This window comes from Streptomyces akebiae, assembly GCF_019599145.1.
GTDB lineage: Bacteria > Actinomycetota > Actinomycetes > Streptomycetales > Streptomycetaceae > Streptomyces > Streptomyces akebiae.
In genome coordinates, this window is the sequence record NZ_CP080647.1 from 6,041,379 (window position 1) to 6,055,363 (window position 13,985).

A 13,985-nucleotide genomic window follows, 5' to 3' on the forward strand; every position below is an offset into this window, starting at 1 on the left:
GGGCCGTCCGCCCGGCACACCCTCGTCCCACGATCCGGGAGAACTCCCCACGTGTTGTCCAGGAACAGCTCACTGCTGCCCAAAAGCTGGGCATGGAGCAGAGCGGGCCGACGCCGGCTGGCGTCCGTCGTGCTGCCCGTGTCCACGGCGATCGTCGCCACGCTGCTGAGCGCCGCACCGGCGCTCGCCGCCGACGACGACCGCGACCACACCGCCCTGCAGAAGGCCAAGTACGGCAACGCCCGGCCCTTCGACCCGAAGGTCACCAAGGTCAAGGACCCGACCGTGGCCGCCGCGCGCGAGACGCTCGCCAAGGCCCGCGCGAAGGTGACGTGGCCGGACGCGTCGGCCGTGACGGTCAAGCCGTCGAAGGCGGTAAAGGCGACCAAGAGAGCCACCACGGCCACCACGACCACCACGGCCAAGACGGCTGAGGCAACCGAGGCGACCGCGGTGCCCGAGGTGCGCGTCCTCGGCCGCAAGGCCACCGGCCGACTCGGCATCGACGGCCTGGTGTTCACCGTCTCCGGCGGCGACGGGGCCAGGACCGCCACCACGGTCGACTACAGCTCCTTCGCCGACGCCTACAGCGGCAACTGGTCCTCCCGCCTGCGTCTCGTCCAGCTCCCCGCGTGCGCGCTGACGACGCCGGAGAAGGCCGAGTGCCGTAGAACGACCCCGGTGGCGTCGGAGAACGACGCCGAGGCGGAGACCGTGACCGCCCAGGTCACCCCGCCCAAGGCCAAGACGGGCAAGGCCCGGCCGGCCGCCATGGTGATGGCGCTGTCCGCGGCGGCCGGCTCCGACCAGGGCACCTACGAGGCCACGCCGCTGGCGTCCTCGTCCACCTGGTCGGCCGGCGGCTCCAACGGCGACTTCACCTGGAACTACCCCCTGGAGACCCCGCCGGCCCCTGCCGGTCCGGCGCCCAACCTGTCCATCGGCTACTCCGCGCAGAGCGTGGACGGCCGTACCTCCTCCACCAGCGCGCAGTCGTCCTGGATCGGCGAGGGCTTCGACCTGTCGACGTCGTACGTCGAGCGGGCGTACGGCAGTTGTGAGGACGACGGGCAGGACAAGAAGTACGACCAGTGCTGGAAGGAGGACAACGCCTCCCTCGTCCTCAACGGCAAGTCGACGCCCCTGGTCAAGGGCTCCGACGGCAAGTGGCGGCCCAAGAGCGACGACGGTGAGCGGGTCGTCCACGACACCGGCGCCGTCAACGGCGACGACGGTGACACCGGGGAGAACGGCGACAAGGGCGAGTTCTGGACGGTCACCTCGACCGACGGAACCCAGTACGTCTTCGGCAAGAACCGTCTGCCCGGCTGGAGTTCGGGCAAGCCGGAGACCAACTCGGTGTGGACGCTGCCGGTCTTCGGCGACGACTCGGGCGAGCCCGGCTTCTCCTCCGGCGACTCCTTCTCCGGTCGCGCCAAGACGCAGGCCTGGCGGTGGAACCTCGACTACGTCGTGGACCCCCGCGGCAACGTCATGACGTACTGGTACGACAAGGAGCTCAACCACTACGCCAAGAACGGCACCACCGGCAACGGCACCGAGTACGTCCGCGGCGGCTGGCTCAAGCGCGTCGACTACGGCCAGCGCACCGACACCATCTTCTCCACCACCCAGCCCGCCGCGGCCCGCGTGAAGTTCACCGTCGCCGAGCGCTGCCTTCCCGTCTCCGGCGGCGAGAGCTGCGGCTCGCTGACCTCGTCGAACCGCAACGCCTGGCCGGACGTGCCGTTCGACCAGATCTGCGCCGCCGACAAGCCCTGCACCGACCAGCCCAGCCCGTCGTTCTTCACCCGCAAGCGCCTGACCGACGTCACCACCCAGGTGTACGACGGCTCCGGCGGCGCCGACACCGACTACCGCGCCGTCAACGCCTGGCACCTCGGGCAGACCTTCCCCGACCCGGGCGACGGCTCCGACGCCGGCCTGTGGCTGGACTCCATCAAGCGCACCGGCAAGGCGGGCACCGACGCCTCCCTGCCCGCGGTCACGTTCAGCGGCATCCAGCTGCACAACCGCGTCGACCGCACCGGTGACGACGTCGCCCCCTTCATCAAGTGGCGCGTCCGCTCGGTCCTGTCGGAGACCGGCTCCAAGCTCACCGTCAACTACTCCAAGGAGGACTGCGTCGCCGGCAGCGATGTCCCGTCCGACCTCGACTCCAACACCCGCCGCTGCTACCCGGTCAAGTGGATACCGCCGTCCAACCCGACGCCGGGCACCGACCCCAAGCCGCGCACCGACTTCTTCCACAAGTACGTCGTCACCCAGGTCACCGAGTCCGACCCCTACGGCGGCGCCCCGCTGAAGCAGACGGACTACACCTACAGCGGCGGCGGCGCGTGGGCGTACGACGACGAGTCGCCCATCACCCAGGCCAAGTACCGCACCTGGAACATCTGGCGCGGCTACCAGAAGGTCACCACGACCACCGGCGAGCCCTCCGGCACCCGCTCGAAGTCGACGACCCTCTACTACCGGGGCATGGACGGCGACAAGCAGTCCGGTGACACCACCCGCAAGGAGACGGTCACCGACTCCACGGGCAAGGCGGTGACGGACTCCGAGCAGTTCGCCGGCCAGGCCCGCGAGCAGATCACGTACAACGGCGTCGACGGCGCGGAGACCAGCGGCACGATCAACACCCCCTGGTCCCGCACGACCGCCACGGACAAGCACTCCTACGGCACGGTCAACGCGTACATGGTCCGCACCGCCTCCACCGTCACCCGCACCCCGGTGACCGGCGGCACCACGCTGACCTCCACCAAGTCGACGACGTACGACCCGACGAGCGGTCTCGCCCTGAAGGAGGAGACCGACGCGGCGGGCGAGAAGGACTGCGTCGTCACGGAGTACGCCGTCAACGACACGGCGTGGATCCTGTCGCTGCCGAAGCGGGTGGAGAAGGTCTCCACGGGCTGCGACGCCACACCGAAGCGGACGAACGACCCGAAGACGACCGATGTGATCTCGGACGTCCGCACCTCCTACGACGACCAGGCCTACGGCAAGGCCCCGACGAAGGGGCTCCCGACACGCGAGGAGCGCGTCACGGGCTACAAGGCCGACGGTTCCGCCGTGCTCCAGACGGTCACGACCGGCAAGCACGACGCCCTGGGGCGGGTGACCGACACCTGGGACACCAACGGCACCAGGATGAAGCACACCGAGTACACCCCGGCGACCGGCGGACCGCTCACGAGGACGGTCGAGACCAACGCGCTGGACCACACGGTCACCACGGACCTCGCGCCGGAGTGGGGGGTGAACCTCTCCACCACCGACCCGAACGGCAATCGGACCGAGATGGCCTACGACTCCCTCGGCCGCCTCACCGACGTCTGGCTCGCCGACCGCAACCGGTCCGCCGACCAGGCACCGAACCAGAAGTTCGAGTACAAGGTCCAGAACACCGCCGCGTCCTGGGTCGCGACCAAGGCGCTGCGCAACGACGGCAAGACGTACGACACCCGTTACGCCATCTACGACTCGCTGCTGCGTCTGCGGCAGACCCAGACGCCCGCCGCGACGGGGGCGGGCCGGGTGATCACCGAGACGAAGTACGACACCCGCGGCCTGGAGGTCTCGGCCGTCTCCGACTACGTGGACACCAAGGCGCCCTCCGGAGCACTGGCCGATCTGCTGACCGCCGCACCGGCCGGGACCGCGGTCGAGTACGACGGAGCGGGTCGGCCCGTGGTGGAGAAGATCCTCGTCAACGACAAGGAGTTCTCCCGCACCAAGCACACCTACCTGGGCGACACCACCGTCGTCGAGCCGCCCGCCGGCGCGTCAGCGGTACGGCAGCGGGTGGACGCCCGCGGCCGGCTCGTGGAGAAGCTGGAGTACGACGGCAACACGGCCGGCGGCGGCTTCACCCGGCTCACCTATGGATACGACCACGCCGATCGGCTCACCGGCGTCAAGGACGACGACGGCAACACCTGGACGTACGGCTTCGACTTCCTGGGCCGTGAGACCAGCGCGAGCGACCCCGACGCGGGAGCGACCTCCTCCGAGTACAACGACCTCGACCAGGTCGTCGCGACCACGGACGCGCGGAAGAAGACCATCGGCTACACCTACGACCTGCTGGGCCGTTCGACGGGCAAGCTCGACGGCAAGGTCCCCGTGGTGGACGGCAAGCCGACCCCCGACGACGCCAGGTACCTGGCGCGCTGGACGTACGACTCCATCGCCAAGGGGCAGCTCACCTCGTCGATCCGGTACGTGGGCGGCAAGTCCGGCAACGTCTACGCGTCCACCAACGCCAAGTACGACAAGGTCTACCGCGTCCTGAGCGAGCAGTACACGGTCAGCAAGGCCGAGGGCGACCTCGCCGGTGCCAGTGGTGTGTACACGATCGCCAACGAGTTCAACCTCGACGGCACACAGAAGAAGCGCACCATCCCCGCCATGGGCGGTCTGGCCCAGGAGGTCCTGGAGTACGGCTACACCGAGAAGGGGTCGCCCGACACCCTCCAGGGCCTCACCGGCATCGTCCAGAACACGGACTACCTGCCGGCCGGCGAACAGATCCGGGTCACACTCGGCGTGTCGTCCACGGCGAACTGGACCGAGATCAACCGGAGTTACGAGACGGGCACCAAGCGGCTGGCCCGCCAGAGCGTGGTCTCCGAGACCAACTCCGGCACGGACTCGGACGTGTACTACCGCTACGACCTCGCCGGAAACCCGGTGGAGGTCGAGGACAGGGCCACCAGCCCCAGTGACCGGCAGTGCTTCACCTTCGACGGCCACCGTCGGCTGAAGGCCGCCTGGACCACCACCGCCGACTGCGCCACGGCTCCCACCAAGAGCAACGTCGGCGGACCGGCGGCCTACTGGCAGTCGTTCTCCTTCGACGCGGCCGGCAATCGCAAGTCGGTCACCAACCATCTGACGTCGCAGACGACGTCGTACCAGTACAAGACGACCGACCAGCCGCGTCCGCACGCGCTGGCCTCGACCGAGACCAAGAACGCGGCCGGGACCGTCACCGCCGAGTCCGGCTACACCTACGACCCGTCCGGCAACGCCGTCACCCGTACGACGGGTGGGAAGACCCAGCGACTCGACTGGAACACGGAGGGCAAGCTCGACAAGGTCACCGAGGCCGACGGCACCACCACCGAGTACCTGAACGACGCCGGCGGCAACCGGCTGATCCGCCGGGACAAGACCGGTACCACGCTCTACCTGGGTGAGACCGAACTGCGCCTCGACAAGGCGAGCGGCAAGGTCGAGGCCACCCGCTACTACAGCCACGGCGGTCAGCCGGTGGCGGTCCGCACGACGGCGGGGCTCACCTGGATCGCCGGCGACCACAACGGCACGGCGAGTGTGCAGGTCGACGCAGCGACCCAGGCCGTCACCCGCAGGCACATGACGCCCTTCGGCGAGGCCCGCGGAGCGGCGGCCAAGTCCTGGGTGGGTGAACGGGGGTTCGTGGGAGGCACCCAGGACCCGACCGGCCTCACACATCTCGGGGCACGCGAGTACGACCCGGCAACCGGGCGGTTCATCAGCGTCGACCCCGTGGCCGACGTCACCGATCCGCAGCAGATCAACGGCTACGCGTACAGCAACAACAACCCCGTCACCTTCGCCGACCCCGACGGCAAGTTCTTCGGCGCGATCTTCGCCCTGATCCGGGCCATCGTCCGCATCATCGTCGCGGTGATCAACTACCTGCGCTGGCGGGCCGCTTCGTCCGCGCAGTCCGGCGGTATGTCCACCATGGGCAGCGCCAACTACGCGAGCAGCGGCGGAACCGGCACGGACTGTTCCGCCACGTATCCGGCGTACAAGCCCGGCTGCAACACCAATGTGGAGCCGGAGGACCCGCGCGCGGAGGGCTCGTTCAAGGACAGCCTGGGAGGCATAGGCCACAACCTGGTGTCGGGCTTCGAGGCCATGTCCAACTTCAGCCCCGTCTGCTGGTTCGAGGACTGCAGCGGTGGCACCGACATGTACGACGACTTCGTCGAGAAGCATGGCGTGGACACCGACTCGCAGGCCTTCGACTCCGGGGACAAGGCGGCCGAGGCGGCGGGCTTCGCCACGGGGGGCATCGGCTTCCTGAGGTCGCTCGCGAAGAAGCTGTTCAAGACCACCAGCAAGAAGGCACCCAAGGGCGACGTGCCCCAGGTGAAGGCCGCGACCCGGATCAAGGACGGAGGGTGGGACCTCCAGGGCGGTGCCGATCCGCTCAGCATCCTTCCCAAGAACGCGACTTCGGAGAAGTGGACGCAGATTCCGGGCGGTGCGGCGAAGGGCGCCAAATGGAAGTGGACGGATCCGGTGACAGGCAAGACGGTGCGACTCAGGGTGCACAGTTCGGACCCCAGCGCCCCGGCCGGCAGCAACGCGGCCAAGGGCGACATCGTCCGCATTCAGATCGGAAATCAGTTCCAGGACATCACCGGTAAGCTCTACCACAAGAACGTCCACAAGCCGGCCAGTGAGAATTACAACGCCGCCGCCGCGAACGCGACCCATATTCCCTGGCCCAGTCAGCACAAGCTGCCGTACTGATCGGAGAGAGCGCGGTGGGTATCGGCAACAGAAGACTGGCCGAGCTGATCAGGGAACTGGTCAGCGACGACGCACGGCTACGCGAGAGAGGCAGTGACCGTGTCGAGGACTGGATGAACTCCTACTCCCCGAAGGAGGCAAGGGTCATCGCCGAGACACTGGCGCTCATGGCGTCCTTCGAGGAGTCACGGGAGTGCCTGGAGGCTCAGCTCCACGCCCTGTCCGAGCTGGACACCGCCGACCGGATAGGTGGCGCGGACCTGACTCCGCTCCGGGATATTCCCGACACTCGCATTCACGTCGAGCACCGGGACTATGTGGAGGATCTCGCCCCCTATCTCGAAAAGGGAGCGCAATAGCCGGGAAGTTCGGGACGACGGACCAGAAGTGAAAGGTGCGGGGCGGGCACGCGTCATGGCGTGCCCGCCCCGCACCGCGCTCAGCCCTTCAGCACCGGAAACCTCCGAGGCGCCACCCCCACCAGCACCAGCAACGCCACCACCGCCGCGCCCCCCGCCCCCAGGTACACCGCGTGGACCGCGTCCGCGACCGCTCGGCGGACCGGCTCGGACGCCGGGCCGGAGCCGAGGCCGTGGGTCACGGCGTCGAGGTTTCCCGAGCCGCCCAGCCGGGACGCCAGGACCCCGTTCGCGACCGCCCCGAAGGCCGCCGCGCCCAGGGTCTGCCCGGTCTGGCGGCAGAAGAGTATGGAGGCGGTGGCGGTGCCCCTCTCCTCCCACTCCACCGACGACTGCACACCGATGATCAGGGGGAGCTGGAAGAGCCCCAGCGCGGCGCCCAGCAGGAGCATCAGCAGCGTCGGTTGCCAGGCTTCGCCGGGGTAGGGGAGGAGGGCGAACGAGAACAGGACGAGCGCCGCACCCGTGATGCCGAGGATCGCCGTGTTGCGGAAGCCGATGCGGCGGTAGACGTGCTGGCTGAGGGCCGCCGACAACGGCCAGGTCAGCGTCCAGACGGAGACGACGAACCCGGCCGCCACCGGCGCCAGGCCCAGCACCGCTTGCGCGTAGGTCGCCAGGAAGACCGTGGGCGCCACCATCAGCAGGCCCAGCGCGCCGAGCGCCAGGTTCACCGCCGCGATCGTGCGCCGGCGCCACACCCAGCCCGGGATGATCGGCTCGGCGGCCCGGCGCTCGATCAGCACCAGTACACCGATCAGGGCGACTCCCGTGCCCAGCAGGCACAGTGAGGGCCAGGAGAACCAGGACCAGGCCACCCCGCCCTGCACCAGCGCCGTCAGCAGGGCCCCTCCGCAGGCGAGGATCGTCAGGGCGCCCGCCCAGTCGGTACGGGGCCGGCCGCCCGTCGACTCCCGCGGCGGCTCGTGCAGATGACGGACCAGCAGCCACAACGCCACCGCGCCGAGCGGCAGGTTGATGAGGAAGATCCAGCGCCAGTCCGCGTACGTGGCGAGGACACCGCCCACTCCGGGGCCCGCCACCGCCGACACCGCCCACACCGTGGACAGTTTGGACTGGATCCTGGGGCGCTCCGCCAGTGGGTACAGGTCCGCCGCCAGCGTCTGCACCGTGCCCTGGAGGGCGCCACCGCCCAGGCCCTGGACGATCCGGAAGGCGATCAGGGCGCCCATGTTCCAGGCCAGCGCGCACAGCAGCGAGCCCAGCAGGAACAGGGCGGCGCCCGCGACGAGGACCGGCTTGCGGCCGAAGGTGTCGGAGAGCTTGCCGTAGACGGGGAGGGTGACGGTGACGGCGAGCAGATAGCCGGAGAAGAGCCAGGAGAAGACGGAGAAGCCACCGAGGTCGGCGACGATCTGCGGTACGGCGATCGAGACGATGGTGGCGTCCAGCGCGGCCAGGCCCATGGCCAGCATCAGCGCGGCGGTGACGGCTCTTCGGCGGCCGGATCCGGGGTGCCGTGCCGCGTCGTGTGCCGCGGGTCTTACGCCGCCCACCTGATTCTCGTCCACCGGATGCCTTCCCCTTGCACCTATCTGCCGCCGACCACCATGCCATTGACCCTGACGCCACGGCAGGGTGCAGCCTGGTCGCACCGGAAGGAGGAGGTGAACCCCGAGGCCGTCTCCTCCCGGCGGGCGAGAACCCCTAGGGGGACCTCCGTACTACGGCCGGGGGCGGGTTCGTACCGCCGGAGGACGAGACGGAAGGCCTCCCGTCCTTAACCTGGCTTTACGCCGCTGGGGGGCGGTGCACCGGAGCGGTGGGGGTGGGGTTTTCCCCAGCGGAAGACTGCGCTGGGCACCAGCGCGCCGGACCCCCTCCGGGGACCAGACTCATCGACGTACCGCTCGACGCACCACCTCGCATCGCAGCGCACCACCTCGCATCACCACGCACCGCAACGCCAGCGGCATCCGCTGCCCGACTTAGGAGACATACCGTGACATCGGCTGTGACCATCACCAGGCACGGGGGTACTGGAGGGACTACGGCCGTTGCCGCGCGGGCGCGGCAGGTCGTGAAGGCGTACGGGTCCGGTGAGACCCGCGTCGTCGCCCTCGACCACGTGGACGTGGACATCGCGCGGGGTCAGTTCACCGCGATCATGGGCCCCTCGGGGTCCGGCAAGTCCACCCTCATGCACTGCCTCGCCGGGCTCGACACCGTGACGTCGGGCCAGATCCACCTCGACGACACCGAGATCACCGGTCTCAAGGACAAGAAGCTCACGCGGCTGCGCCGGGACCGGATCGGGTTCATCTTCCAGGCGTTCAACCTGTTGCCGACGCTGAACGCGCTGGAGAACATCACCCTCCCCATGGACATCGCGGGGCGGAAGCCGAACAAGGAGTGGCTGGGGCGCGTCGTCGACACCGTCGGCCTGAGCGACCGGCTCAAGCACCGCCCGACCCAGCTCTCCGGCGGCCAGCAGCAGCGCGTCGCCGTGGCCCGTGCGCTGGCCGCCCGGCCGGAGATCATCTTCGGTGACGAGCCGACCGGCAACCTGGACTCGCGGGCCGGCGCCGAGGTGCTGGGCTTCCTGCGCAAGTCGGTCGACGAGCTGGGCCAGACCATCGTGATGGTCACCCACGACCCGGTGGCCGCCTCGTACGCGGACCGGGTGCTGTACCTGGCCGACGGCCGCATCGTCGACGAGATGTACAAGCCGACCGCCGAAGCCGTGCTGGACCGCATGAAGGACTTCGACGCCCGGGGGCGTACGTCATGACTGTCATGAAGACCTCGATGCGCAACTTCTTCGCGCACAAGGGACGGATGGCGCTCTCCGCCATCGCGGTCCTGCTGTCGGTGGCGTTCGTGACGGGGACCCTGGTCTTCACGGACACGATGGGCACGACGTTCGACAAGCTGTTCGCGGCCACCTCCTCCGACGTCACGGTCAGCGCCAAGGGCGCCTCGGACAGCGGTGAGACACAGTCCGACAACGGCAAGCCGCCGGTCATGCCCGCGTCGGTCGTCGACAAGGTGGGTGGCGCGGACGGCGTGAAGTCGGCCGAGGGCACCGTCTTCTCGACCTCGGTGACGGTCGTCGACGCCGACAAGGACAACCTCTCGCCCACCAGCGGCGCCCCGACCATCGTCGGCAACTGGAACGCCAACGACGCCCGCACCATGAAGATCTCCTCCGGCAACACGCCGCGCGGCCCCGACCAGATCGTGGTCGACGCGGACACCGCCGACAAGCACGGCCTGAAGCTCGGCGACGAGATCGGCGTGATCAGCGCCGTCGGCACGCACCAGGCGAAGATCTCCGGCATCGCCGAGTTCCAGGTCACCAACCCGGGCGCCGCGATCTTCTACCTCGACACCGAGACCGCGCAGAAGACCCTCGTCGGCGAGACCGGCGTGTACACCAACGTCAACATCACCGCCGCGAACGGCTTCACGGACGCGCAGGTGAAGAAGAACGTCTCCGCCGAGCTCGGCGGCGCCTACAAGGTGCAGACCGCCAAGGAGATCGCGGACGCCAACGCCAAGGACGTCGGCGAGTTCATGAGCGTGATGAAGTACGCCATGCTCGGCTTCGCCGGGATCGCCTTCCTGGTCGGCATCTTCCTGATCATCAACACCTTCTCGATGCTGGTCGCCCAGCGGACCCGCGAGATCGGCCTGATGCGGGCCATCGGCTCCAGCCGCAGCCAGGTCAACCGGTCGGTCCTCGTCGAGGCCCTGCTCCTGGGCGTGTTCGGCTCGGTCCTCGGGGTCGCCGGCGGTGTCGGACTGGCCATCGGCCTGATGAAGCTGATGAGCGCCACCGGCATGAACCTGTCCACCGACGACCTCACCATCGCCTGGACCACCCCGGCGGTCGGTCTGCTCCTCGGCATCGTCGTCACCGTCCTCGCCGCGTACGTGCCGGCCCGGCGCGCGGGCAAGGTCTCCCCGATGGCCGCCCTGCGGGACGCCGGCGCCCCGCTGGACGCCAAGGCCGGCCTCGTACGGGCCGTGATCGGACTGCTCCTGACCGGCGCCGGCGGCTACTGCCTGTACCTGGCCTCCGCCGCCGACAAGGCGAGCGAGGGCTCGATGTGGCTCGGTGGCGGGGTCGTCCTGTCCCTCATCGGCTTCGTCGTCATCGGCCCGCTGCTCGCCGGCGTGGTGGTGCGGGTGCTGGGCGCGGTCGTCCTGCGGGCCTTCGGACCCGTGGGCCGGATGGCCGAGCGCAACGCGCTGCGCAACCCCCGCCGTACGGGGGCCACCGGCGCCGCCCTGATGATCGGCCTCGCCCTGGTCGCCTGTCTCTCCGTCGTCGGCTCCTCCATGGTCGCCTCGGCCACCGAGCAGCTCGACAAGACGGTCGGCACGGACTTCATCATCCAGTCCGACACCGGCCAGCTGATCACCCCGCAGGCCGTGGATGCCGCCCGCTCGGCCGAGGGCGTCAAGAGCGTCACCGAGTACAAGTGGACCCAGGCCGACTTCACCACCCCCGACGGCAAGACGCTCAAGGAGACGGCGATCACCGCCGCCGACCCGAGCTACGCCACCGACCTCGCCACCGAGGTCGTCGCGGGCAAGCTGGCCGACGCCTACAAGCCCGACTCGATGTCCGTCCACGAGAAGTTCGCCGAGGACCACGGCATCGAGCTCGGCTCGAAGATCGCCGTCGACTTCAAGGACGGCCGCACGGCCGACCTGACCGTCCGCGCCATCACCAGCAGCGACGTCGTCATCGACGCCGGGGCGATGTACACCTCCATCGACACGATGGCCAGGTACGTCCCGGCCGAGAAGATGCCCCTCGACCAGCTGCTCTTCGCCTCGGCGAAGGAGGGGCAGGAGGCGGCCGCGTACAAGTCCCTCAAGGACGCGCTGCACGACTACCCGCAGTACGAGGTCCGCGACCAGACGGACTACAAGGAGGCCCTGAAGGGCCAGATCGACCAGCTCCTCAACATGATCTACGGCCTGCTCGCCCTGGCGATCATCGTCGCGATCCTGGGAGTCGTGAACACGCTGGCGCTGTCGGTCGTCGAGCGGACCCGCGAGATCGGTCTGATGCGCGCCATCGGCCTCTCCCGCCGCCAGCTGCGCCGCATGATCCGCCTGGAGTCGGTCGTCATCGCCCTCTTCGGCGCGTTCCTCGGCCTGGGGCTCGGCATGGGCTGGGGCGCCACCGCGCAGCAGCTCCTCGCCCTGGAGGGCCTGAACGTCCTCGACATCCCGTGGCCGACGATCATCGGGGTCTTCATCGGCTCGGCCTTCGTGGGCCTGTTCGCCGCGCTGGTCCCGGCGTTCCGGGCGGGCCGCATGAACGTCCTGAACGCGATCGCCACCGAGTAGCCACCGGCTGCCACCGGACACGGGGGAACGGGGACACGGGGGAACCGGGGGAGAGCCCGGCGCCCGGAAGCGGAGGCTTCCGGGCGCCGGGCTCCACCCGTTCCGGCGGGCGGGCGCCCACCGGCGGACGTGCGCGCGGATGCCCTCAGGACCGGTCGGGGGACGTACGTTGCAGCAGCACGTACCCCTGGATGACGCCCCGCAGCGTGTACGTGTCGCGCGGGTGCAGCTGACGGGCGTACCCGGGGACGTCCTTCACCCAGCGCGAGCGGTTGTTGAAGACGATGTAGTCGGGCGCGAGCCCCTTCGCCCGGCCGATCCAGAAGACCCGGCAGCGGGAGGTCAGCCGGCTGATGGGGCCGATGTTGGACTCGACGGTCGCCCCGTCGGGGATGGTGCCGAGCAGCTTCTCGACGGCCCTGACGTCCGCCGGCACCCGATAGGCGTCCGCCTTGGTCAGGGTGCCCAGCGGCAGCGCGGTCGTCAGCGCGAGCGACGCCGCGAGGACGGCGGTGGGCAGATGGATCGCGTACGAGCGCAGCCACGGCCGGGAGCTGTGCCGGGCGGCCGGGAGCGCGTCGACGAGCGCGAGGGTGATGATCGGCATCAGGACGGCGCTGTAGTGCCAGGCCGTGCCCCAGTAGTTGTCGTCGGAGGAGACGAACCGCCAGCCCAGGGTGGGCAGTACGGCGATGAGGACCGGGGAGCGCAGGGCGAGCAGTCCGCTGGTCGGGATCAGCAGCCAGAGAACGGTGCGGATCTTGACGTCCAGGCCGTCGAGGGGGCCGGAGCCGCCGACCTTGGTCAGGTAGTCGGAGGCGCCGGCGGTGTTGAAGGCCGGGATGACCAGGGTGAAGGTGAGCAGCGTGGCGACCGCGCCGAACGAGGCGACCGCGACGGCGTACGGCACCACGCGGGACGATCCCTCCCGCCGGGCCCGGAGCGCGACGACCACCGCTATCGCCGCCAGCGTCAGCCCTTGGTCCTCCTTGACCAGCACCAGCGGCAGTCCCCACAGGAGCGTCGCCCGCCAGCGTCGGCGCAGCAGCGCCTCCAGGGAGAACGCGATCAGCGGGACCGCGAAGCAGATCTCGTGGAAGTCGAAGTCCACGGCGTTCTGCAGCCCCCACGACAGCCCGTACGCCACCCCGAGCGCGAGTCCCCGGGCCTGCCCGAGCATCCGCGTCGCCGCCCGGGTCACCGGGACCGCCGACAGCGCGAACAGCGCGGCCTGGACGACCAGCAGCGTCACGGGGGTGGGGAAGACCCGGTAGAACGGTGCCAGCAGCATGGTGACCGGACTGAAGTGGTCCCCCAGGACGTTGTAGCCCGGCCCCTTCAGCTCGACGATCGGTGCCTGGAGGTGCGCGTACGCCCGCACCGCCTGCTCGTAGATGCCCAGGTCGTACGAGCGGGTCCCCATCCGCAGGTACCGCCCGACCGACACCGCCGCGTACGCCACGAACAGCACGAGCGCGAGCACGTACGGCTCCCGGCCGGCGAGGGAGAAGCGGCGGCCGGGAACAACGGGCGGGACCGACGCCGCGGCCGGCCCGGGTATGAGCGCCGACGAATTCGTGGACGGGGCGCTCGGGACCATGGGGGCTCACGTTCGGGTGGGGACGGGGGTGCACTAGAGACTAGGCGCCCCTGAAAAGCGCGGGGCGCAGCCCCCGCCTT

The 13,985-nt window shown here is 69.7% G+C and carries 6 protein-coding genes; 4 read left to right on the forward strand and 2 right to left on the reverse strand.

Going from position 1 to position 13,985, the window contains the following annotated elements; translation table 11 throughout:
• Positions 1–138: 138 nt before the first annotated feature.
• Together K1J60_RS26135 and K1J60_RS26140 are read left to right on the forward strand one after the other, a co-directional pair.
• Entirely contained in the window at positions 139–6,558 is a 6,420-nt protein-coding gene (locus K1J60_RS26135; protein ID WP_259407922.1) for a polymorphic toxin type 30 domain-containing protein, read from the forward strand.
• A gap of 14 nt (positions 6,559–6,572) precedes the next feature.
• Positions 6,573–6,917: a hypothetical protein gene (locus tag K1J60_RS26140; protein WP_220648318.1), complete on the forward strand. Its 345-nt coding sequence runs from the start codon at positions 6,573–6,575 to the stop codon at positions 6,915–6,917.
• Between the two features lie 80 nt (positions 6,918–6,997).
• Here K1J60_RS26140 and K1J60_RS26145 read toward each other — a convergent pair whose 3' ends face one another.
• Positions 6,998–8,413: an MFS transporter gene (locus tag K1J60_RS26145; RefSeq protein ID WP_220651705.1), complete on the reverse strand. Its 1,416-nt coding sequence runs from the start codon at positions 8,411–8,413 to the stop codon at positions 6,998–7,000.
• Between the two features lie 527 nt (positions 8,414–8,940).
• On the opposite strand from K1J60_RS26145, the gene K1J60_RS26150 reads away from it, so the two are divergent.
• The gene (locus tag K1J60_RS26150) at positions 8,941–9,729 is read left to right on the forward strand and encodes an ABC transporter ATP-binding protein (RefSeq protein WP_220648319.1); all 789 of its coding nucleotides are present in this window, start codon (positions 8,941–8,943) and stop codon (positions 9,727–9,729) included.
• Positions 9,726–12,305 carry an ABC transporter permease gene (locus K1J60_RS26155; protein WP_220648320.1) on the forward strand — a complete coding sequence of 860 codons (2,580 nt, stop codon included), beginning with the start codon at positions 9,726–9,728 and terminating at the stop codon, positions 12,303–12,305. Before K1J60_RS26150 ends, K1J60_RS26155 begins: the two co-directional genes overlap by 4 nt.
• A 145-nt stretch (positions 12,306–12,450) precedes the next feature.
• On the opposite strand, the gene K1J60_RS26160 is transcribed toward K1J60_RS26155, so the two are convergent.
• Positions 12,451–13,905, reverse strand: coding sequence for a DUF2079 domain-containing protein (locus K1J60_RS26160; protein ID WP_220648321.1), 1,455 nt, complete (start codon positions 13,903–13,905; stop codon positions 12,451–12,453).
• Positions 13,906–13,985: the final 80 nt, after the last annotated feature.

Excerpts from the sequence above, each read along its gene's own strand:
- K1J60_RS26145 (WP_220651705.1), bottom strand. The coding sequence starts at position 8,413 with ATGCTGGCCATGGGCCTGGCCGCGCTGGACGCCACCATCGTCTCGATC.
- K1J60_RS26155 (WP_220648320.1), top strand. The coding sequence starts at position 9,726 with ATGACTGTCATGAAGACCTCGATGCGCAACTTCTTCGCGCACAAGGGA.
- K1J60_RS26160 (WP_220648321.1), bottom strand. The coding sequence starts at position 13,905 with ATGGTCCCGAGCGCCCCGTCCACGAATTCGTCGGCGCTCATACCCGGG.